The following is a 19,421-nucleotide window of genomic DNA, read 5'->3' as shown; positions in this document are numbered from 1 at the left end:
GCCGAATCAGGCGTGCTGCAGCGCCTGCGGCTCCGGATCGGCCGGCGCGGGCTCCTTGGCCGGCAGGAAGCCGGCCGCCGCACGCCGGCGGCCGCGGGCCTTCGCCTCGGTCTGCGCGGCCTTGGTGGGATGGAGAAGCTCGGCGAGGCAGGCGAGGCCTTCGGTGTCGTCGAGGTTCCGTGACTCGAAGTCGGGCATGGTGGTCCCCCGGGCGCGCGGCCCGTGGCTGGTGGGGGGTACGCAGTACTCACGCTTGAGGAACAGTAACGGCGAAGAACTCAGACAGTTCCGCACCGCGCATCGCCGCGCAAGGAAAACTTCGAGCCCACCACCCAAAGATGGAGGTGGCCTCGCGCAGCGATGCCCAAGCGTCTAGCTTTGCAACCGGAGGATCGCGGTGCGCCAACGCACGCCGGGCATTGTGCGGTGCACGCTGGGTCTGCCTGCATTGCAGCGAATCAGGAGGCCGGGCGCCCGGTCGTCAGGGCCGCTCGTCGCGCCGGATGCTTCCCAACCCGTTGCGCCGGGAAACGGTTCCGCGGTCGCGACGGCCATGTGTTGCACGGGCCCGGCCGCTCGCGTCCGACGATCGCCGCGAGGCGCCGTCCGCGCGTGCGAGGCGAGGGTCCGAGATCTCCTCGCGGACGCTCCGGTCAGCCGCGGGCCTCGGTGGCGGCCCGGGCGGACTGGGCCATGCGGATCAGCTCCCGCGCGGTGAGCTCGTGATGCTCGGGCGGCTCCGGCTCGCCCCGGACCCCTACGGCCTCGCGGACCATGGCCGTGCGCTGCGTGCGCCGGGTGAGCCCGGCCCGCCATGCCTGCGCCAACGCTATCATGGGCGCCCCTCCCGTGATGTCCAATAAAGGCTAACAAACCTTCGCCGTGCGATAAAGTCTTGACAGGACGATTGTTCGCTCATCCGGGTGCGGGAGGGGCCCCGCCCGGGGTGCCAAGTGCCTGATGCTGCCGCATGATTGGTCCGCCGGCGGCGCGGGGGCGGATGGAGGAATCCTGTCCTGGCTCTATGCTGGTGCGGGAGCGCCCCGGCGAATCAGCGGGTATCCTCGCGCAGGAGCTCGGTATTGATGGCGAAGGCCGCCATGGCGCCCTCGGCGGCGGCGACGATGGCGAGCTGGACGCGCCGCGACGCATCCCCCGCCACGTAGAGGCCCGGCACGTTCGTCTCCTCGTAGTCGCCGGTCGGCACCGTGCCCTTGCGCGACAGGTCGCAGCCGAGCCGCTCGACGAGGGGGGAGGGAATGCAGGGCCCGGTGGTGAAGAACAGGGCGCCGCAGGCCAGCGCCTCGCCGTCGCGCAGGCGGACCTTCGCGAATCGCCCGTCCTCGCCCTCGAGCCGGGCGACCCTGCGCTCCTCGATCCGGACGCCGTGGCGGGCGAGGCGGTCGCGCTCCGCGGGGTCGAGGTCGCAGGGCCCATCGGTGCAGAGCGTGAGGTCGCGGCTCCAGGCGGTCAGTTCGAGGGCGAGACCTTTGCCCGCGTCGCCCGGGCCGTAGACGGCGAGCGGCCGGTCGCGGTTCTCGTAGCCGTCGCAATAGGGGCAGTGATGGACGCCGTGGCCCCAGAACTCCGAGAACCCCTCGATCGCCGGCAGGTCGGTGCGCAGGCCGGTGGCGAGGATCATCCGGCGGCCGTCCGCCCGGCGCTGGTCCTCCATCACCACCCGGAAGCCGTCCGGCGACCGCACCGCGTCGACGACGCGCCCGTCCCAGACCTCGACGGTGTCGTAGGCGGCGAGCTCCCGGCGGCCCTCGTCGCGCAAGGCGCCGGGCCCGCGCCCGTCGCGGCCGAGGAAGCCGTGCATGCGCGGTGTCACCGCGTTGCGCGGGTGGCCGGCATCGATCAGCAGCACCCGGCGCCGGCAGCGCCCGAGGATGAGGGCGGCGGACAGGCCCGCCGGCCCCCCGCCCACGATGATCACGTCCCGCATGTCGCCGTCCCGCACGCCGTCGTCTGAGGGTAGACGCACCGGCGGCAGGCCGGGTTCGCCGTACGGACAACGAAAAAAGGGCGCTCGCGCGCCCTTCCTCGTCGTCCGTCCCGGGATTCGCGATCAGGCCGCGGCGGTGTTGGTGGCGATGCCCTTCTCGGTCAGCATCTGCTGCAGCTCGCCGGACTGGAACATCTCGCGGGTGATGTCGCAGCCGCCGACGAACTCGCCCTTGACGTAGACCTGCGGGATGGTCGGCCACTGCGAGAAGGCCTTGATGCCCTCGCGGATCTCCATGTCCTCGAGCACGTTCACGCCCTTGAACGGCACGCCGAGGTAGTTGAGGATCTGGGCCACCTGGCCCGAGAAGCCGCACATCGGGAATTGCGGCGTGCCCTTCATGAACACCACCACGTCCTGGGACTTGATCTCGGTCTCGATGCGGCTGTTGACGTCGGTCATGGCTCTACCCCTGTGTGGGCTCTAGCTAGTGATGGTCGTTCGGGTTTTGCAAGATGGAGGCGAGGCGCAGGAGCGCCCAGTGGAGGGTGAAATCCTCGCCCATCAGCTCTTCGGGCGTGAACGGGTTCTCGTCGGGCAGCCCGACGGCCAGCAGCTTACCCCAGACTGCCAGTTCGGCCGCGGCGAGCTTCGCCGCGTCGCGCCAGAGGCCGTTCCAGCGGATCCGCTGCCGCATTGATGGCGTATAGCGCCGACTGCTCGTCGCGTGGAACGCGACGATCTCGGCCGGCCAGGAGCGCATCGACTGCGCGGTCGGGGTCGAGAAGTACTTCAGGAGGTTGACCAGCATGGCCCGGAGGGCGCTTTCGACCGCCCTGATCTCCGACAGCCCCACGCTCTCGAACTCCTCGATGACGTTGTCCCAGTCGAGGGCGTTCGAGAGGTCGGGGCGCGCCCCGAGAGCGCGGAGGGCCGCCGCCTGCTGCTCGGCCCAGGCGACGACATCCTCGTCGTAGAGGCTCGGCTGATCCGTGCGGATCTCGTCCATGCGGCGGCCCTCCGAGGGCGTCGATCCTAGGGCGTCAATCCTGAGGCACGCCCGTGGTCAGGGCAAGGGCGTGCAGCACCCCGCCCATGCGCCCCTGGAGCGCGCCGTAGACCATCTGGTGCTGCTGCACCCGCGACTTGCCCTTGAACGCCGCCGACACGACGGTGGCGGCGTAGTGGTCGCCGTCGCCGGCGAGGTCGCGGATCTCGACCGTGGCGTCGGGCAGGGCCTCCTTGATCATCGCCTCGATCTCGCGGGCATCCATCGGCATCGGGGTCGTCTCCTTGTTCGAGAATCTTATTCGGTCACCGGCTTTGAAGCCTCTGGCGGATAAAACGAGGCGGTGATCGTCTTCATACGCTGCAATCTCGAAATCGGTCTTCGCACTGGCACGGGTCCCCCTCTCCCGTTTGGGAGAGGGGACAGGGGATCGAAGATCCCGCGTGAGGGTGGCTCGGCTTCCGCAAGGACCCTGATCCGTCGAGCTGCGCAGCTCGACGCTCTCAGTTTCACACTGAACCGAGCCACCCTCGCGCGATCTTCGATCGCCCCTACCCCTCTCCCACACCTTGCAGCGATACCGGGCAAGCCCGGCATCGCCTGGAGAGGGGATCCCGTGCCCAAAAATATGATCGTGACATCATGCGTTTGGGAGCGGTTCCTGTTTAGGCCGCGTCGGCCGCCGGACCCGCCATGTAGCCCGGAAGCCAGCCCTCGTGCGCCTTGCGCAGGGTGTCCAGCGCGACGATCTCGTCGCCCGGCAGGGTCAGTGAATCGGCGCCGGTGACGCCGATCACCGCCGCGTCGATGCCCTGCGCGCTCGCGCTGTAGAGCAGGTCGGCGACCGCGTCGGGCTCCACCGCCAGGAGGTAGCGGCCCTGGTCCTCGCCGAACAGGTAGGCGTGGCAGGCCACCGGCAGCGGGCATTCGGGGAGCACGGCGCCGATATTGCCGGCGAGCGCCATCTCGGCCACCGCGACGGCCAGCCCGCCGTCGGAGAGGTCGTGGACGGTGTCGACGAGGCCCGAGGTGATGAGCCCGCGCACGAAGTCGCCGTTGCGCTTCTCGGCGGCGAGATCGACCGGGGGCGGCGCCCCCTCTTCGCGGCCGCAGATCGTGGCGAGGTACGCCGACTGGCCGAGCCAGCCCTTGGTGGCGCCGATCAGCACCAGGGCGTCGCCGTCGCGCTTGAACGCCACCGTGGCGATGCGGTTCACGTCGTCGACCACGCCGACGCCGCCGATCGACGGGGTCGGCAGGATGCCCACGCCCTCGGTCTCGTTGTAGAGCGAGACGTTGCCGGACACGACCGGGAAGTCGAGGGCGCGGCAGGCCTCGCCGATGCCCTGGATGCAGCCGACGAACTGGCCCATCACCTCCGGCTTCTCCGGGTTGCCGAAGTTGAGGTTGTCGGTGATGGCGAGCGGACGGCCGCCGACCGCCGTGATGTTGCGCCAGGCTTCCGCCACCGCCTGCTTGCCGCCCTCGACCGGATCGGCCTCGCAGTAGCGCGGGGTCACGTCGGTGGTGAGCGCCAGGCCCTTCGGCCCGTCCTCGACCCGCACCACCGCGGCGTCGCCGCCGGGCTTCTCGACGGTGTTGCCGAGGATGAAGTGGTCGTACTGCTCGTAGACCCAGCGCTTCGAGCACAGGTCCGGCGAGCCGACGAGCCTCGTGAGCGCGTCGACGTTGCGCATCGGCGCCGCCACGTCCTCCGCCTTGATCTCGGGCTGGTAGGCGTTCTGGCGGTGCGGCCGGTCGTAGAGCGGCGCCTCGTCGCCGAGTTCCTTGATCGGCAGGTCGGCCACCGTCTCGCCGCCGTGCTTGATGACGAAGCGTAAGCTGTCGGTGGTGTGGCCGATGATCGCGAAGTCGAGGCCCCACTTCACGAAGATGGCCTCGGCCTCCCGCTCCATGCCGGGCTTGAGCACCATGAGCATGCGCTCCTGGCTCTCCGACAGCATCATCTCGTAAGGAGTCATGCCGGGCTCGCGGGTCGGCACCGCGTCGAGGTTCAGCTCCACCCCGAGATTGCCCTTGGCGCCCATCTCGACCGCCGAGCAGGTCAGGCCCGCAGCCCCCATGTCCTGGATCGCGATCACCGCGCCCGAGGCCATCAGCTCCAGGCAGGCCTCGAGCAGCAGCTTCTCGGCGAAGGGGTCGCCGACCTGCACGGTCGGGCGCTTCTCCTCCGACGAGGCGTCGAAGGCGGCCGACGCCATGGTGGCGCCGTGGATGCCGTCGCGGCCGGTCTTCGAGCCGAGATAGACGATCGGGTTACCGACGCCCGTGGCGGCGGCGTAGAAGATCGCGTCGGTCTTCGCGAGGCCGACCGCCATGGCGTTGACCAGGATGTTGCCGTCGTAGCGGGTGTGGAAGCCCACCGCCCCGCCGACCGTCGGCACGCCGAAGGAATTGCCGTAGCCGCCGATGCCCGCGACCACACCCGAGACGAGGTGGGGCGTGCGCGGATGGTCCGGCGAGCCGAAGCGGAGCGCGTTCAAGGCCGCGATCGGCCGCGCGCCCATGGTGAAGACGTCGCGCAGGATGCCGCCGACCCCGGTGCCCGCGCCCTGGTAGGGCTCGATGAAGCTCGGGTGGTTGTGGCTCTCCATCTTGAACACGCAGGCGAGGCCGTCGCCGATGTCGATGACGCCGGCATTCTCGCCCGGGCCCTGGATCACCCACGGCGCCTTGGTCGGCAGCGTCTTCAGGTGAAGGCGCGAGGACTTGTACGAGCAATGCTCGTTCCACATCGCCGAGACGATGCCGAGCTCGGTGATGGTCGGCTCGCGCCCGATCAGCCCGACGAAGCGCTGGTACTCGTCCTCGGTCAGGCCGTGCTGGCGCACGAGCTCGGGCGTGATGGAGACGTCGTTGCGGATCATGCGGCATCCTCTCGCCGGTCGGGCGGCCCTGCTGCCCGTGCGCTTACTGCCTGTGGGGACCGAAAGGCAACTCGCGCGAATGCGGGAGAGCCCCTCAGGCGGCCTGGGCGGCGGCGATCGCGTGGCGCCGCCGGCTGCGGCGGCGGCCGAGATAGAGCAGGAGACCCGTCACCCCGAAGAGCGGCAGGGCGAGCGCCGCCGCCGTGAACGCCACCGTCCCGAGCGGCCCGAAGAAGCGGCCCTCGTGCAGGGCGAGCATGCTGCCGGTGAGCCTGAGCCCGAGCGGCCGCTCGGCGTAGAGGTCGCGGGATTCGAGGCTCCCGTCGGGGCGGAAGCGCCACTCGTCGCGGGCCTGGAAATGGGCGGCATCGGGCGCCACGGCGCGGATGCGGACCGTCTCGCCTTCGCGGACGGGCGCGAGCGAGGCGGTGGCGTAGCGCCCGTTCGTCGCCGCAGCGAAGGCCGCGAAGGCTGGATCGAGGGAGGCGGGCGCGCCCTCGCGCCTGTCCATGCCCTTGTCCAAGCCCTTGCCCCGGGCCTGCGCGGCGGCGGGCGGCCGGCCGGTGAGCAGGACCGTCGCCCCGTCGCGGTACCAACCGTATGACCACCACAGGCCGGTGAGCGCCATCACCAGGTAGAGCACCAGCGCCCAGGTGCCGACGACCGCGTGCAGCGACCAGTACAGCGCCCGGCCGCGGCGGTTGAGTGCCGGCTTCAGCCAGACCCGCCAGTCGCGCCGGCCCTTCGGCCAGCGCAGGTACAGGCCCGACAGCGCGAGATAGACGAGCGCCAGCGCCGAGGCGCCGGTGATCGTGCGCCCCCAGCCGTCGCCGTGGCCGGGCAGGAGCAGCCAGCGGTGCAGCCGCCGCACGTCGTCGAAGAAAGCCTCGCCCCGCGCCGGCCCGAGGATCTTTCCGTCGTAGGGGTCGACGTAGGTCTCGCTCCCCCGGCCCGGGCCGTCGGCGAGGCGGACCCGCGCCGCGCGGTCGGGAGCGCCGCTCAAGACCATCAGCGTCACCCGCCGCCCCGGCGCCTCGTCCTTCAGGCGGGCGACCAGCCCGTCCGGCGTCAGCCGCGGGCCCTCCCGCACCGGGACGGCGACGATGCCGGGGCTGAGCGCCTCCGTCACCGCGTCCTCGAGGCTGAGCAGGCCCCCGGTGGCCCCGATCACCATCAGGACGAGGCCGGCGGTCAGGCCGAGGAGCCAGTGGAACTGGAACAGGACGTTCCTCACCGGCGGCATCCCTTGCGGCACCCTCGGCGGGCCGGGGCCGCCCTCGTCGCGGCGGCCGCGTCGGGCTGAAACATGGTCGGTCGTCCCGCGTCGCGTCCGGCCGACGGATCCCCGCCGAAAGATCGCCGGTCGTGAATCGTCGTCTCCGCGACGCTTATGCCGTGACCGAACCGAGTGTCAACGATCCTCCGCCGGATCGAAGACGTGAGTTTCATTATAATGATTCCAATTTTCATCAATGAATGATGTATAGTCTAAGTATATGTTTGCCGACAACGTGCATATTACCTGTAAGATGGAGCCGCGGCGCGCCGGTCGTGGTTTTCGTCTTGACGGGATTGGATCCCGGGCCGGATCCTCTGTCCCGGCAAGACGGCGCCGGCCCGGACGGGACCCGAGACGACCGCGGCCGAGAGGAGAGGAAAGCATGACGCCCATCCGCCAGGCGCTGCGCGGCGCCGTCCTCGTCTTCAGCCTGTGCGGCCCCGCCGCCGCGCAGGAGACGGTGAAGATCGCCTTCATCGATCCGCTCTCGGGCGGCGGCGCGCCGACCGGCGAGGCGGGCCTGCGCCACTTCCAGTACATGGCCGAGGTGCTGAACGGCCGCCAGAAGAATTTCCGCTTCGAGGTGCTGGCCTACGACAACAAGGTCAACCCGCAGGAGACCCTGATCGCCGCCCAGAAGGGCATCGATGCCGGCGCCCGGGTGCTGGTGCAGGGCAACGGCTCCTCGGCCGCCGCGGCGCTCACCGAGTTCGTCGCCAAGCACAACGAGCGCAACCCCGACCGCCAGGTCATCTACATCAACTACTCGGCGGTCGATCCCTCGCTCACCAACGAGAAATGCAACTACTGGCACTTCCGCTTCGATGCCAACTCGGACATCAAGATGGAGGCGCTGACGAGCTTCATGAAGACGCGGCCCGAGATTAAAAAAGTCTACCTGATCAACCAGGATTACTCGTTCGGCCAGTCGGTGCGGCGGGAGGCGCGGGCGATGCTGAAGGCCAAGCGCCCCGACATCGAGATCGTCGGCGACGAGGTGACGCCGCTGCAGAAGGTCAACGACTTCGCGCCCTACATCGCCAAGATCCGGGCCTCCGGCGCCGATTCGGTCATCACCGGCAACTGGGCCCAGGACTTCAACCTGCTGCTCAAGGCGGCGGCCGAGGCGGGGCTGCAGGCGGGCTTCTACACCTACTACGCCGGTGGCACCGGCGGTCCGAGCGTGGTGCGCCAGACCGGGCTCGCCCACCGGGTGTTCGAGGTGACGCAGGGCGGCGCCAACGAGGGCGACGCCGCCGCGCAGGAATTCGAGGCCGCGTTCCGGGCCCGCACCGGCACCGGGGTGATCTATCCGCGCGCCCTCAACGCGATGAACGCCCTGCTGACCGCGATGCAGGAGGCCGGCTCGTCCGAGGCGCGCAAGGTGGCGCCGAAGCTCGAGCAGGCCCGTCTCAAGCCGTATGTCGGCAGCGAGGGCTACGTGCGGCCCGACGACCACCAGTATTTCCAGACGATGTTCGTCTCCTCCTTCGGCCCGATGGAGAAGGGAATGCGCTTCGACGAGGAGGGCACCGGCTGGGGCTGGAAGATGGCCGGCCGGGTCGAGACGAAGGACACGGTGGTGCCGACCACCTGCCGGATGAACCGGCCGGGCTGAAGGCGGAGCGGGCTCTTCGGGCCGCGCTCCCCTCAGCGGGCCCGGTCCGCTTCCGTCAGCGCGTCCAGGAAGGCGTCGAGCATGGCGGCCGCGAAGGCCTCCATGTTGGCGGCGCGGTCGCCGTGGCCGGTCTCGAGGGTCAGACGGCGGTGTGCCGGTCCGACGACCGCCAGGCAGGTATGGCCGGCGGCGTCGCCGTAGCGGTTGCCGCCCGGGCCCGCGGCGCCGGTCTCGCACAGGCCCCAGACCGCGCCGTGGCGCTCGCGCACCAGGGTGGCGACGCGCTCGGCATAGGGCTCGCTGGCGCTGCGCAGGCCCGCCATCGCGGCCGCGTCGAGGCCGATCAGGGCACTGCGCGCCTGGGCGGTGTAGACCACCGCGCCGCCGAGATAGTAGGCGGAGGCGCCCGGCACGGCGAGGAGCGCGGCCGAGACGAGGCCGCCCGCCGAGGATTCGGCCACCGCGACGGTCTCCCGCCGCGCCGTCAGCAGGGCGGCGATCCGCCCGGCCCTGTCCATCGATTCACGCAAGGCGTCGTCCTCCTGCTCGGTCGGCAGCGTCTGCGGACGAGGTCCTACTCCGCCAGCGCGCCGTCGTCGTCGGCCCCGGTCGGTGCCTGCCGCACCCAGGCGTCGAGGGCCCGGCCGATCCCGAGGCCGGCGAGGCCCACGAAGGTCAGCGACCCGGCGATGTGGAGGAAGAGGGACGCATCTGTCATCGTACTCACCCGATAGGAAGGATTCGAGGAGGACCGCCGAGGCTACGCGCCTCCCGGTCCGGGTTCATGGGCTCCCTGTGGCTGCGGCGGGGCCGGAGGAGTCCGACCTTCGAGGGCCGGCCGCGCCGGCATCGATGGGGGGTCCCCTCCCGATCGGAAGAGGTGTCGCACCGCCTTTGGGCGGAACGATGGTCCCGGTGTGGCGGGACGTGTGGTCTCGCCGAGCTTGGCCCGGCCGGGGCGGCCGGGCGGTGCGCTCCCGCACCCCGGTCATCGCGCCGCCTCCCCGAGCGCCCGCCCGGCGAGCGCCAGGCCGCTCAGGAAGGCGAACTCGACCCGGGGGCCGAGGCAGCCGTCGCCGGCGAAGCCGAGGCCGGTCTCCGGCGCGAACAGGCAGGGCTCGCCGACCGCCCGTTCCACGGCGGCGTAGCGCCAGCGATGGGCGGCGCGGTGGCGGATCGCCCCGACGGGCATCCGCTCCCGCAGGGCCGCGACCAGCCGCTCGGCCACGTCCTCGGCCGCGTCCTCGAGGTGGGCGCGCGACCAGGCCGGGGCGGCGTGCGCCACCAGGGTCCCGCCGCCGTCGCGTCCCGGCTTGCTGTCGTTTCGCGCGATCCAGGCGATCGTCGCGTCGGGGTCGCGATCCTCCCGCACCGGCGCATCGGCGAGGGGAGGGCCGTCATGCGCGAGCATCAGGGTCCAGCACGGAGCGTAGCGCACCTCGGCCACGCCCGGCAGATCCTCTCCGGCGCCCGCGAGCAGCGCCAGGGCCTGAGGCGCCGGGCAGGTCAGGAGCACGGCCGAGAACGCGGCATCCTCGCACAGGGCCGCACCGTCGGCCTCCTGCAGCCGCCAGCTCCGTCCGTCGCGCACCAGGCGGCCGACGGCACGCCCGCAGCGCAGGTCGATCCCGTCGAGAAGGTCGCGCACCGGGGCGGTCATGCCGGTCACGCCGACGAACCGCTCCGCCCCGCCCCAGGGGGCCGCGACGCCCCGGGTCGTCCAGTCCTCCACCCGGGCCTTGAAGCGCGGGTCGCGGGCGGTGAAGTACTGGGCGCCGTGGTCGAAGCGCAGGGAATCCGGGCCGCGCCGCGTCGCCATCCGGCCGCCGGGGCCGCGGCCCTTGTCGAGCACGACGACCGGGCGGCCGGCCTCGCGCAGACGGTGCGCCGCCGCGGCGCCGGCGATGCCCGCCCCGATGATCGCGATGGTCCCGTCCTGCCCCAACTCCGCCGCTCCCGTGCTGCCGCCGCGCTCCATGCGGTCGCTGCGTCAACGCACGAGATTTCCCTGTGGTGCCAATCGATCGTGCGAAATCTTCCCGTTGGGAGGAGGGAACTTTCGGCCGGCGGCTTGAGGCCTCGAACTTGCACGATTAAGGCCGCGCTTGCCCTGAAGCCGTCGCCCCGAAACCCTCCGTCCTCCTGCCCGGGATTCCCGATCCGTGCCGAACCTCGAAACCGTCGTGAGCGAGATCGTCGACGAGATGCGCCAGCGTCCCGACCGCGGCGAGGTGGCGCGCTACATCCCCGAGCTCGCCCGGGTCGATCCGGGGCAGTTCGGCCTCGCGGTGATCGGCGCCGACGGCACGATGGCGGCGGCGGGCGATTGCGACGTGCCGTTCTCGATCCAGAGCATCTCGAAGGTCTTCACCCTGACGCTGGCGCTGGGCATGGTCGGCGACAAGCTGTGGCGGCGGGTCGGGCGCGAGCCGTCGGGCAGCCCGTTCAACTCCGTCGTGCAGCTCGAATACGAGCGTGGCATCCCCCGCAACCCGTTCATCAATGCCGGCGCGATCGCCGTCACCGACCTGATCCTGTCGGGCCACCAGCCGCGCGAGGCGCTCGGCGAGATCCTGCGCTTCATGCAGTACCTGGCCCAGGACGCAAGCATCACCATCGACGAGGCGGTGGCGGCCTCCGAGCAGCGCACCGGATTCCGCAACGTCGCGCTCGCCAACTACATGAAGTCGTTCGGGGTGATCGACAATCCGGTCGAGTACACGCTCGGGGTCTATTTCCACCACTGCGCCATCAGCATGACGTGCCGGCAGCTCGCGGTGGCGGGCCGGTTTCTGGCCCATTCCGGGCGCGATCCCAGCACCGGCCTGTCGGTGGTGCAGGCCGAGCGGGCCAAGCGCATCAACGCAGTCATGCTGACCTGCGGCCACTACGACGGCTCGGGCGAGTTCGCCTACCGGGTCGGCCTGCCGGGCAAGAGCGGCGTCGGCGGCGGCATCCTGGCGGTGGCTCCCGGGCGTGCCTCGATCGCCGTGTGGGCGCCGGGGCTCGATGCCGCCGGCAATTCCCATCTCGGGCGCATCGCCCTCGAGCGCCTGACGAAGCGCCTCGGCTGGTCGATCTTCGGCGAGTAGGGCGCGCCCCGCCACAGGTCCTACGGCTTGCCCTACGGCTTGCGCGCGCGCTCCTCGCGGATCGCCTCGTCGTGGTAGCCGCCGCTCGCCGGCATGATCTCCGGGGCGCGCTCCCGCCCCGCCGGGCCGGGGGCGGCCCAGTCGTTGCGGCCGCCGCGGCTGCGGCCGCCGGTCGGAAAGGCGTAGATCTTCGCGGAGATGCGCGGGCTGGTGGTGCTCATGAGCTGGCCTCCCGTGAGGGCCGCGCTCGCCGGCGACGGCCTCTGAGATCGTAACGAAGTGTGCCCGGTCGCTGCGCGGTTTGACCACGAAAAAATCAGTCGTTGGCTAAAATTCGTGCATGCCCGCGCTTGCATCTCCGACCGGATTGGTGGGTGTGGCGCGCGGATGGGCGTCCTGGCGTCCTGGCGCGCAACCGGGCAGGGGGAGCGCCGCCACTGGGACGACGGGTGCCGCAAGGGCGTCCGACCCGGGCGCAGGTCGCTGAAAACGCCTCGTCCGGGCGATCGTTCCATCCGCGGCCCGGGTTGGCACGGGACCTGCTAGCGAGGGGGTTGCCGCTGGCGGGTGATGGGCGCCGACGAGGATTCCCGGGCTCCATCGGAACCTGATAGAGAGACGCGAGATGACCAAATACAAGCTCGAGTATATTTGGCTTGACGGCTATGCGCCGACCCCGAACCTTCGCGGCAAGACCCAGATCAAGGCCTTCGACAGCTTCCCGACCCTCGAGCAGCTCCCGCTCTGGGGCTTCGACGGCAGCTCGACCAAGCAGGCCGAGGGCAGCTCCTCGGATTGCGTGCTCAAGCCCGTCCGCCACTTCCCCGACCCGGCCCGCACCAACGGCGTCCTGGTCTTGTGCGAAGTCATGATGCCGGACGGCAAGACCCCGCACCCGTCGAACAAGCGCGCCACCATCCTGGATGACGAAGGCGCCTGGTTCGGCTTCGAGCAGGAATACTTCTTCTACAAGAACGGCCGTCCGCTCGGCTTCCCCGAGACCGGCTTCCCGGCGCCGCAGGGCCCGTACTACACCGGCGTCGGCTACTCGAACGTCGGCGCGGTCGCCCGCCAGATCGTCGAGGAGCACCTCGACCTCTGCCTCGCCGCCGGCATCAACCACGAGGGCATCAACGCCGAGGTGGCGAAGGGCCAGTGGGAGTTCCAGATCTTCGGCAAGGGCTCCAAGCGGGCCGCCGACGAGATGTGGATGGCGCGCTACCTGATGCAGCGCCTGTGCGAGAAGTACGAGATCGACATCGAGTACCACTGCAAGCCGCTCGGCGACACCGACTGGAACGGGTCGGGCATGCACGCCAACTTCTCGACCGCTTACATGCGCGAAGTCGGCGGCAAGGAGTACTTCGAGAAGCTGATGACGGCCTTCGGCGATGCCCGCGAGGACCACATCGCCGTCTACGGCCCGGACAACCACATGCGGCTGACCGGCAAGCACGAGACCGCCTCGATCCACACCTTCAGCTGGGGCGTGGCCGACCGCGGCGCCTCGATCCGGGTGCCCCACAGCTTCGTCAACAACGGCTACAAGGGCTATCTCGAGGATCGCCGCCCGAACTCGATGGGCGACCCCTACCAGATCGCCTCGCAGATCCTGAAGACCATCTCGACCGTCCCGACCGAGGTCTCGGCCGCGGCCTGAGCATCGTCGGATCGGTAAAAAATCGAGCGGCGCGGGCCTGGCGGCCCGCGCCGTATTCTATTTTTCTGGCTTGGCGTTATGCGTCAGGCCGGGATTCCGCCATCTGAGCTACGCGGCCTCACGTCATCCGCCTGGAAGGCTCGGCGCTCCTGCATCGCGACGTCGTCGAGCCACCGGCGAGGATTGCCGCACATCCAGCAACAACACGGGGTTGGCGTCGGGGCCAGAAGGAGAGAGTGGCCCGGGGCGAAAGCAGCCGATCGGTCACTCCGCCGTGGTAATCCTTACGAGCCTTTATCCGCCGCGTACGATGGTGGCGGCGCACCCCACGACGGTACTTTTCCAAAAGAGACCCTGATGTAGGCTCTGGCCCTGAGTGCTTATGTACTCTATTCGGGGGGATCAGAGCCGAAGCATCTCGCTTTCGAAGAATCTGCCGAGCATGCAAAACATGCCATTATCGTAGCACGACACAGCCCGGCAACCACTCCGGATCTCGTTGAGCGACGGAGCTTCGATCGCGTCGCAGATCGCAAACGGGATGAGGCGGGCCAGCCTATCCTGCCTCACGGACTGAAGATCAGCGTCAGGTAGGTCAGGAACACCACGAGGTGCACCGCGCCCTCCAGCACCGTCGTGCCCTGGCGCGAGAAGGTGATGACGCTGAGAAGCAGCGTCATGGCGAGCACCGCCATCTCGGCCGGCGCCAGGCCCAGCACCACCCGCTGGCCCGAGATCAGCCCGATGGCGAGCACCGCCGGCACGGTCAGGCCCACCGTCGAGGTCACCGCGCCGAGGCAGAGGTTGATCGCCCGCTGGAGCTGGTCGCGCCGGATCGCCTTGATGGCGCTGATGCCCTCCGGGGTGAACACGATGGCGGCGATGATGACGCCGCCCAGCGCCGAGGGCGCGCCCAGCGCCTTGATGCCGTGGTCGAGGATCGCCGCGAGGCTCTTCGACAGGAGCACGATCGGCAGCAGGCTGACGAGGAGCAGGCCGGCATGGCGCAGGATCGCGCCGGTCCCGGCATCCGGGTGGGGCGCGGCCGCCTCCGTCACGGCGCCCGGCTCGGCGAAATCGGTGAAGAAGTCGCTGTGGCGGCCGGTCTGCAGCAGCAGGAAGATGCCGTAGAGCACCACGGTCAGGACCGAGAACGCCACCGCCTGGATCACCGTCAGCGAGCCGTCCGGCGTCGAGGTGGTGAAGTTCGGGATGATGAGCGCGATGGTGGTGAGCGGGATGATCGCCGCGAGATAGGCGCCGGCGCCGTCGAGGTTGTAGTTCTGGCGGTGGTGGCGCAGGCCGCCGAGGATCAGCCCGAGGCCGACGAGGCCGTTCATCACGATCATGATGACGGCGAACATCGTGTCGCGCCCGAGCGTCGGGGCGGCCTTGGCGCCGAGCATCACGGCGGCGACGAGCGCGACCTCGATGACGACGATCGAGAGCGTGAGGATCAGCGTGCCGTAGGGCTCGCCGAGGCGGTCGGCGAGTTCCTCGGCCTCGTGCACCACCCCGAAGGCCGACCACAGGATGACGCCGAACAGCCAGGCGAACAGCCCGGCCGCCACCAGCGGCGCCTCGAGCCCGCCGAGCCATCCGCCGCCGAACACCGCGAAGGCCGCCACCGTCGCCCACGCCACCGCCAACCGCACCAGCATCATGACCCCGTCCCCCGAACCGGCCCGCTTGTCTCAAGGGCGGGGCGGGGGAGCAAGGGCCCGTGCGGGACGAAGCGGCCCGTCAGCCCCCGTGCGCGAAGGCCCAGTACAGCTCGCGCGCCTTCCGGAACATCGGCCCGGGGGCGAAGGTCCGCTCGTCGAGGGCCGTCACCGGCACGACCTTGGCGAAGTTGCCGACCGAGAACACCTCGTCGGCACCCATCAGGTCGTCGACGGTCAGGGTCCTCTCGACGACCGTGATCCCGGCGCCGCGCAGGAGCGCGATCACCCGGCCGCGGGTGATGCCGGCGAGGAAGGTGCCGTTCGGCACCGGCGTGTGGACCACGCCGTCGCGGGCCATCAGCACGTTGGCGGTGGCGAACTCGGCGACGTTGCCGAGCGCGTCGCGCATCAGCGCGTTGCCGAAGCCGCGCGAGGCGGCCTCCGCGATCGCCCGCGAGCTGTTGGGGTAGAGGCAGCCCGCCTTGGCGTCGAGGGGCGCGGCGTCCGGGGTCGGGCGCCGGAACGGCGACAGGGTGGCGGTGAAGCCGGTCGGCGGCGGCATCGGCGCCTCGTAGAGGCACAGGCACCAGGCGGTCGAGGCCGGATCGAGCCGCACCGCGCCGCCGAGCCCCCCTTCGGCCCAGTACATTGGCCGGATGTAGAGCGCGGCATCGGGCGCGAAGCGCGTCAGCCCGTCGCGCACCAGCTCGGCCCAGGTCGCCTGCGCCACCACCGGCTCGAGGCCGAAGGCCGCGGCCGAGCGGTTGATCCGGGCGAGGTGGAGGTCGAGGTCCGGCGTCACCCCCTCGAAGGCCCGGGCGCCGTCGAACACCGTCGAGGCGAGCCAGGCGGCATGGGTGCGCGGCCCCATCATCCGCACGTTCCCGGGGTGCCAGGCGCCCTCGAAATAGGTCCAGGTCTCTTCGACCGTCTTCGTCCCAGCCGTCTTGGTCTCGGCCATCGCTCGCATCCCGCCCGTCGATTCCCGCATGATGGCGCGGCGCGCCGCCGCCTGTCCATGCGGGGTGATCGTCGGGCGGGGCGCGCGTGGCTCAGGCGACGTCGAAGTCGCCGGAGCGCTGCGCCATCAGCTCGAGGGTGCGGACCACCGCGACGCCGACGAGGTCGACGTCGAACATCCCGTCGGCGGTCGCCGGCTCGACCCCGACCGGGCCGATCTGTCCGCCGGGCGTGTCGATCATGACCTTGTAGACGTCGCCCTGCGGGCTCGAGCGGTCCCGCACCAGCGACACGGCATGGTGGCCGACCTCGCCGTAGGTCTTGACGTATTGCGCGGCCGGAGCGGTGCAGGATGCCTTCCGTTCGCCGCCCCGGGCCTTGGCCGCGCGCTGGAAATCCGGACGGATGACGTTGTCCATCTGCCTCTCCCGCTCTTGCCGCCCGATCGATCCCTGGCCGCCGATCGGCGGTGGCTGCTCTCCGGTCCGGGTCGCCGGCCCCCCGTGGAGCCGTAGCTGCGACGGCCCGTGCGGGGGACCCGGCCGGCCTCGCAAATCCGGCCGAGCTTTCCCGTACCGTCCGGTATCGCATGGCTGGATTGCGTGCGGATTGCGCCGATTGTTGCGCCCGCGCGGATGCGGCTCCGCCGCCCGCGGCGGAGCCGGGGCGGCGGTGATCGGAGGGGGAGGGGGCTAGGGGAGGGGATCAGTCGTCGCGATGGCGCCCGCCGTGCCGCCCCGGATGCCCGCGATGCCCGCCCATCGGCCGGGTCAGCATCGCGGCGCGCTGCTTCTGGGCCGCGTCGAGCGTGGCGTAGAGCGGCTGGGAGGCGTCGGCGAGCTTGCGCAGGGCGTCCGCCCGCGTCGTCAGGGCGTCGGCCCGGGCCCGGATCGCGTCCGGGGCGGTCTCGGCCACGGGATCGCGGTCGCGCCGGGCCTCGCGCTGGTCGCGCCGGACCTTGGCGAGGTTGCGCATCGCCTCCTCGACCGGCGGCCACAGCTTCTCCTGGTCGGGTGTCAGCTTCAGGCCGGCATGCAGGGCCGCGACCCGCGCATCGGCGAAGGCCTGGGCGTCCTCGGCGCTGAGGCGGGGCCGGCCCTCCGGCCCGCCCGCATGCGCGACCTGGATCGGCCGCGCCCCGTCCGGCGCCTGCGCCTGCGCGCCGCCGAGCAGTCCAAGGCTCAGGACCCCCGCCAGGCCCCCGATGGTGAGACGACGCTGCATGACACGGATCCTCGCGCGGGCCGCCAGCCGGACCGCCGAGGTTGCAGGATGCGCCGGGCCGGATGGCCCGGGCCTCACCGGAGGATTACGGTTTCGTCATCCGGCGCCGCCCGGCGAGGTGGCAGACGACGATCGCGGAGCAGCTGACGGGAGCGACCGGCAGGACGATGCCCGCTTCGGCGGTGCCCCGGCCGACGGCGCCCTGGCCGGTCGCGCTCGGGCCCGGGCGGAACTCTCCGAAGAAGATCGTGGTCATCGCCGCCCCCCGTGATTCGCGCGTGATCCGAGACCTGGTCCCCGTCCGCCGGCCCCCCGCCGGCCGGACGTCGACCCCGTGAGACGACACGCTCGCGGCGATCGGCGGAACCTCGACGATGGGCGTAAGGCCAGGGCGCGATCGGAGTGGGGCGGTGCCGGCGCCGCGGGGCGCGATTTCCGAAAGGCAACGCTGAAACCGCGTCTTTCGCGATGTCGTTAGCGCTTGGATCCCGGGCGCCCCGCACGGCGCGGCCCTCCGCCCGGTGCCGCTCACCCGTCGACAGTCAGGTATTCCCATGCATCGTCGTCTCGCACTGACCGCCATCGCCTCGGCCGTGGCGATTCCCTCCCTCGTCACGGCGGCCTTCGCGCAGCAGCAGCAACAGGGCGGACCGACCGCCGCAGCCACCGGCAATACCGGCGCCCGGATGGGCGAGGCCGAGGCCAAGCACGCCGCCGACACCCTGGCGGCCGGCGCGGCCTCCCTGGCGGCAAGCCGCGTCGCGCTGCAGAAGGCCTCCGACGACGACGTGAAGCAGTTCGCCGGCTTCGAGGTCGCCGAGCAGGAGACCATCGCCGACGTGCTCAAGGCGATGCGCGACCCCGCCCAGGCCGCCTCCGGCCAGGTGAAGCCGCCGGCCGAGCCCGAGGTCACCGGCCAGCTCGACCCGAAGGGCAAGGCGATGCTGGACAAGCTCGAACAGGCCAAGTCCGGCAAGGCCTTCGACCGCGAATACGTCCGCGGGCAGATCGAGGGCCACCAGGCGCTCCTGAAGATCCAGGAGGCCTACCTCGCCACCGGCAAGGACCGGGAGACGCTCGGCGTGACCAAGCTCGCCTGCGGCCAGATCCGCGAGCACCTGGCGCTGCTCGCCGACATCGAGAAGGACCTGAAGGACTGACGAAGAAACGGCCCCGGACGGTGTCGTCCGGGGGCGCCGGCAGTGTTCCTGTCCCGGGACCGTTCAGCCCTCGGCGGCCCCGCCCATCATCCGCTGCATCTGGGAGAGCTGCGAGATGTGCAGCCGGATCAGCGGGATCGCCCCCCGGGCGATGCGGCGCAGGGCCGGGTCCTCGCCGCCCTGGGCGTAGGAGCCGTGGATCATCAGGGCCTCGCGGTGGCCCTGGAGCGAGGCGTTGACGAAGGCGGCGTCGTATTGCGGACCGCCCTGCAGGCCCGAGAGCTGCGCCTGGATCTGCGCCTTCTGCTCGTCCGTGGTCATGCCGCCGGGCATGCCTCCCGAGGGCCCGCCGCCCGGGACGCCGAGCACGCCGCCGACGGTCCCGGCCGCCGCGCCGGCCACGCCGCCCGCGACCGCGAGCGGTGCCGCGACGAGGCCGCCGACGAGCCCCCCGGGCTCGGGCCGGCCGCCGCCGACCGGCACCGCGACGTTGCCGCCGGTGACGGCACCGATCTTGTCGGCGAGGTTGACCTGCTCGGTCACCTCGGCCCGCGCGAACCGCCTGACCCGCGGATTCCCGGTCTTCGCGTAGGCGTCGCGCGCGGTGTTCTCGAGGAAGAGGCCGCCCTTGGTGGCCATCGCCAGGTAAGCGGGCGTCGGGACCGCGCCGGCCGGAACCGGCTGGGCGACCGCGGTGCGGGTGACCGCGAGGGCCGCGGTGGCGGAGAGCATGCTGACCAGGACGTCGCGACGATGCATGAGATGGGGCTCCGGTGAGGGCGCGCATCCCGGCGCTCATCGGCCCGGATGCTCCGGGGGAGTAAATTTCTCGTCCGGCGGACGTTCCGCTCCGCCGCCTTCCCGGGCCACAACCGCGGCAATATCGCGCAGCGGCGCCCGCCTCGGGCGATGCCCTCGG

The 19,421-nt window shown here is 71.1% G+C and carries 22 protein-coding genes; 4 read left to right on the top strand and 18 right to left on the bottom strand.

Annotated features, from left to right (window positions below; translation table 11 throughout):
• Positions 1 to 6: 6 nt before the first annotated feature.
• The 8 genes from A5481_RS01985 to A5481_RS01950 form a co-directional block, all read right to left on the bottom strand.
• Positions 7 to 198 carry a hypothetical protein gene (locus tag A5481_RS01985; RefSeq protein ID WP_048435235.1) on the bottom strand — a complete coding sequence of 64 codons (192 nt, stop codon included), beginning with the start codon at positions 196 to 198 and terminating at the stop codon, positions 7 to 9.
• A 455-nt stretch (positions 199 to 653) separates the two neighbouring features.
• On the bottom strand, positions 654 to 836 hold the full coding sequence (locus A5481_RS01980) for a hypothetical protein (RefSeq protein WP_048435234.1): 183 nt from the start codon (positions 834 to 836) through the stop codon (positions 654 to 656).
• Between the two features lie 215 nt (positions 837 to 1,051).
• On the bottom strand, positions 1,052 to 1,948 hold the full coding sequence (locus A5481_RS01975) for an NAD(P)/FAD-dependent oxidoreductase (RefSeq protein ID WP_048435233.1): 897 nt from the start codon (positions 1,946 to 1,948) through the stop codon (positions 1,052 to 1,054).
• 123 nt (positions 1,949 to 2,071) lie between these two features.
• A complete protein-coding gene (grxD, locus tag A5481_RS01970) occupies positions 2,072 to 2,410 on the bottom strand; it encodes a Grx4 family monothiol glutaredoxin (RefSeq protein WP_048426955.1) in 339 nt (112 codons plus the stop codon).
• A 25-nt stretch (positions 2,411 to 2,435) separates the two neighbouring features.
• Positions 2,436 to 2,957, bottom strand: a complete 522-nt coding sequence (locus A5481_RS01965; RefSeq protein WP_048435232.1) for a DUF29 family protein — start codon at positions 2,955 to 2,957, stop codon at positions 2,436 to 2,438.
• Between the two features lie 34 nt (positions 2,958 to 2,991).
• On the bottom strand, positions 2,992 to 3,228 hold the full coding sequence (locus tag A5481_RS01960; RefSeq protein ID WP_048435231.1) for a BolA family protein: 237 nt from the start codon (positions 3,226 to 3,228) through the stop codon (positions 2,992 to 2,994).
• 394 nt (positions 3,229 to 3,622) lie between these two features.
• Positions 3,623 to 5,845 carry a phosphoribosylformylglycinamidine synthase subunit PurL gene (gene purL / locus A5481_RS01955; protein WP_048436525.1) on the bottom strand — a complete coding sequence of 741 codons (2,223 nt, stop codon included), beginning with the start codon at positions 5,843 to 5,845 and terminating at the stop codon, positions 3,623 to 3,625.
• Positions 5,846 to 5,939: 94 nt separating this feature from the next.
• Positions 5,940 to 7,088, bottom strand: coding sequence for a PepSY-associated TM helix domain-containing protein (locus tag A5481_RS01950; protein ID WP_048436526.1), 1,149 nt, complete (start codon positions 7,086 to 7,088; stop codon positions 5,940 to 5,942).
• A gap of 418 nt (positions 7,089 to 7,506) precedes the next feature.
• On the opposite strand from A5481_RS01950, the gene A5481_RS01945 reads away from it, so the two are divergent.
• Complete coding sequence (locus tag A5481_RS01945; protein ID WP_053082558.1) at positions 7,507 to 8,742, top strand: branched-chain amino acid ABC transporter substrate-binding protein; 1,236 nt, start codon at positions 7,507 to 7,509, stop codon at positions 8,740 to 8,742.
• Between the two features lie 32 nt (positions 8,743 to 8,774).
• Here A5481_RS01945 and A5481_RS01940 read toward each other — a convergent pair whose 3' ends face one another.
• The 3 genes from A5481_RS01940 to A5481_RS01935 all read right to left on the bottom strand — a co-directional run bounded on the left by A5481_RS01940 (position 8,775) and on the right by A5481_RS01935 (position 10,687).
• Positions 8,775 to 9,272, bottom strand: a complete 498-nt coding sequence (locus A5481_RS01940) for a CinA family protein (RefSeq protein ID WP_245239122.1) — start codon at positions 9,270 to 9,272, stop codon at positions 8,775 to 8,777.
• Positions 9,273 to 9,316: 44 nt separating this feature from the next.
• Positions 9,317 to 9,460 (bottom strand): hypothetical protein, encoded by a 144-nt coding sequence (locus A5481_RS34510; RefSeq protein ID WP_167350096.1) that lies wholly within the window; start codon positions 9,458 to 9,460, stop codon positions 9,317 to 9,319.
• Positions 9,461 to 9,730: 270 nt separating this feature from the next.
• The gene (locus A5481_RS01935; RefSeq protein WP_053082560.1) at positions 9,731 to 10,687 is read right to left on the bottom strand and encodes an NAD(P)/FAD-dependent oxidoreductase; all 957 of its coding nucleotides are present in this window, start codon (positions 10,685 to 10,687) and stop codon (positions 9,731 to 9,733) included.
• 217 nt (positions 10,688 to 10,904) lie between these two features.
• On the opposite strand from A5481_RS01935, the gene A5481_RS01930 reads away from it, so the two are divergent.
• Positions 10,905 to 11,834 carry a glutaminase gene (locus A5481_RS01930; protein ID WP_048436529.1) on the top strand — a complete coding sequence of 310 codons (930 nt, stop codon included), beginning with the start codon at positions 10,905 to 10,907 and terminating at the stop codon, positions 11,832 to 11,834.
• Positions 11,835 to 11,866: 32 nt separating this feature from the next.
• Here A5481_RS01930 and A5481_RS34505 read toward each other — a convergent pair whose 3' ends face one another.
• Entirely contained in the window at positions 11,867 to 12,055 is a 189-nt protein-coding gene (locus A5481_RS34505; protein WP_048436530.1) for a DUF2735 domain-containing protein, read from the bottom strand.
• 404 nt (positions 12,056 to 12,459) lie between these two features.
• On the opposite strand from A5481_RS34505, the gene A5481_RS01920 reads away from it, so the two are divergent.
• On the top strand, positions 12,460 to 13,494 hold the full coding sequence (locus A5481_RS01920) for a glutamine synthetase beta-grasp domain-containing protein (RefSeq protein ID WP_048436531.1): 1,035 nt from the start codon (positions 12,460 to 12,462) through the stop codon (positions 13,492 to 13,494).
• A gap of 566 nt (positions 13,495 to 14,060) precedes the next feature.
• On the opposite strand, the gene A5481_RS01915 is transcribed toward A5481_RS01920, so the two are convergent.
• From A5481_RS01915 to A5481_RS33220, 5 genes are all read right to left on the bottom strand, one after another.
• On the bottom strand, positions 14,061 to 15,158 hold the full coding sequence (locus tag A5481_RS01915) for a calcium:cation antiporter (RefSeq protein ID WP_048436532.1): 1,098 nt from the start codon (positions 15,156 to 15,158) through the stop codon (positions 14,061 to 14,063).
• 79 nt (positions 15,159 to 15,237) lie between these two features.
• Positions 15,238 to 16,119 carry a branched-chain amino acid aminotransferase gene (locus A5481_RS01910; protein ID WP_048436533.1) on the bottom strand — a complete coding sequence of 294 codons (882 nt, stop codon included), beginning with the start codon at positions 16,117 to 16,119 and terminating at the stop codon, positions 15,238 to 15,240.
• Between the two features lie 91 nt (positions 16,120 to 16,210).
• Positions 16,211 to 16,537 carry a hypothetical protein gene (locus A5481_RS01905; RefSeq protein WP_053082559.1) on the bottom strand — a complete coding sequence of 109 codons (327 nt, stop codon included), beginning with the start codon at positions 16,535 to 16,537 and terminating at the stop codon, positions 16,211 to 16,213.
• 286 nt (positions 16,538 to 16,823) lie between these two features.
• Positions 16,824 to 17,342, bottom strand: coding sequence for a Spy/CpxP family protein refolding chaperone (locus A5481_RS01900; RefSeq protein ID WP_064503746.1), 519 nt, complete (start codon positions 17,340 to 17,342; stop codon positions 16,824 to 16,826).
• A gap of 85 nt (positions 17,343 to 17,427) precedes the next feature.
• The gene (locus A5481_RS33220; RefSeq protein WP_156655605.1) at positions 17,428 to 17,598 is read right to left on the bottom strand and encodes a hypothetical protein; all 171 of its coding nucleotides are present in this window, start codon (positions 17,596 to 17,598) and stop codon (positions 17,428 to 17,430) included.
• A 298-nt stretch (positions 17,599 to 17,896) separates the two neighbouring features.
• On the opposite strand from A5481_RS33220, the gene A5481_RS01895 reads away from it, so the two are divergent.
• Positions 17,897 to 18,502, top strand: a complete 606-nt coding sequence (locus tag A5481_RS01895) for a DUF4142 domain-containing protein (protein WP_064503745.1) — start codon at positions 17,897 to 17,899, stop codon at positions 18,500 to 18,502.
• Between the two features lie 63 nt (positions 18,503 to 18,565).
• On the opposite strand, the gene A5481_RS01890 is transcribed toward A5481_RS01895, so the two are convergent.
• Positions 18,566 to 19,261, bottom strand: a complete 696-nt coding sequence (locus A5481_RS01890; protein WP_064503744.1) for a DUF4142 domain-containing protein — start codon at positions 19,259 to 19,261, stop codon at positions 18,566 to 18,568.
• Positions 19,262 to 19,421 lie beyond the last annotated feature (160 nt).

It is taken from the genome of Methylobacterium platani, assembly GCF_001653715.1.
Classification (GTDB): domain Bacteria; phylum Pseudomonadota; class Alphaproteobacteria; order Rhizobiales; family Beijerinckiaceae; genus Methylobacterium; species Methylobacterium platani.
Note: the sequence above shows the minus strand (reverse complement) of the source record. Positions and strands in the feature narration are given on the sequence as shown.

Coding starts and splice junctions, on each gene's coding strand:
- A5481_RS01915 (WP_048436532.1), bottom strand. CDS start 15,158: ATGATGCTGGTGCGGTTGGCGGTGGCGTGGGCGACGGTGGCGGCCTTC.
- A5481_RS01975 (WP_048435233.1), bottom strand. CDS start 1,948: ATGCGGGACGTGATCATCGTGGGCGGGGGGCCGGCGGGCCTGTCCGCC.
- grxD (WP_048426955.1), bottom strand. CDS start 2,410: ATGACCGACGTCAACAGCCGCATCGAGACCGAGATCAAGTCCCAGGAC.
- A5481_RS01945 (WP_053082558.1), top strand. CDS start 7,507: ATGACGCCCATCCGCCAGGCGCTGCGCGGCGCCGTCCTCGTCTTCAGC.
- A5481_RS01980 (WP_048435234.1), bottom strand. CDS start 836: ATGATAGCGTTGGCGCAGGCATGGCGGGCCGGGCTCACCCGGCGCACG.
- A5481_RS01910 (WP_048436533.1), bottom strand. CDS start 16,119: ATGGCCGAGACCAAGACGGCTGGGACGAAGACGGTCGAAGAGACCTGG.
- A5481_RS01900 (WP_064503746.1), bottom strand. CDS start 17,342: ATGCAGCGTCGTCTCACCATCGGGGGCCTGGCGGGGGTCCTGAGCCTT.
- A5481_RS01920 (WP_048436531.1), top strand. CDS start 12,460: ATGACCAAATACAAGCTCGAGTATATTTGGCTTGACGGCTATGCGCCG.
- A5481_RS34505 (WP_048436530.1), bottom strand. CDS start 12,055: ATGAGCACCACCAGCCCGCGCATCTCCGCGAAGATCTACGCCTTTCCG.
- A5481_RS01895 (WP_064503745.1), top strand. CDS start 17,897: ATGCATCGTCGTCTCGCACTGACCGCCATCGCCTCGGCCGTGGCGATT.
- A5481_RS01985 (WP_048435235.1), bottom strand. CDS start 198: ATGCCCGACTTCGAGTCACGGAACCTCGACGACACCGAAGGCCTCGCC.
- A5481_RS01965 (WP_048435232.1), bottom strand. CDS start 2,957: ATGGACGAGATCCGCACGGATCAGCCGAGCCTCTACGACGAGGATGTC.
- A5481_RS01950 (WP_048436526.1), bottom strand. CDS start 7,088: ATGCCGCCGGTGAGGAACGTCCTGTTCCAGTTCCACTGGCTCCTCGGC.
- A5481_RS01890 (WP_064503744.1), bottom strand. CDS start 19,261: ATGCATCGTCGCGACGTCCTGGTCAGCATGCTCTCCGCCACCGCGGCC.
- A5481_RS33220 (WP_156655605.1), bottom strand. CDS start 17,598: ATGACCACGATCTTCTTCGGAGAGTTCCGCCCGGGCCCGAGCGCGACC.
- A5481_RS01960 (WP_048435231.1), bottom strand. CDS start 3,228: ATGCCGATGGATGCCCGCGAGATCGAGGCGATGATCAAGGAGGCCCTG.
- purL (WP_048436525.1), bottom strand. CDS start 5,845: ATGATCCGCAACGACGTCTCCATCACGCCCGAGCTCGTGCGCCAGCAC.
- A5481_RS01905 (WP_053082559.1), bottom strand. CDS start 16,537: ATGGACAACGTCATCCGTCCGGATTTCCAGCGCGCGGCCAAGGCCCGG.
- A5481_RS34510 (WP_167350096.1), bottom strand. CDS start 9,460: ATGACAGATGCGTCCCTCTTCCTCCACATCGCCGGGTCGCTGACCTTC.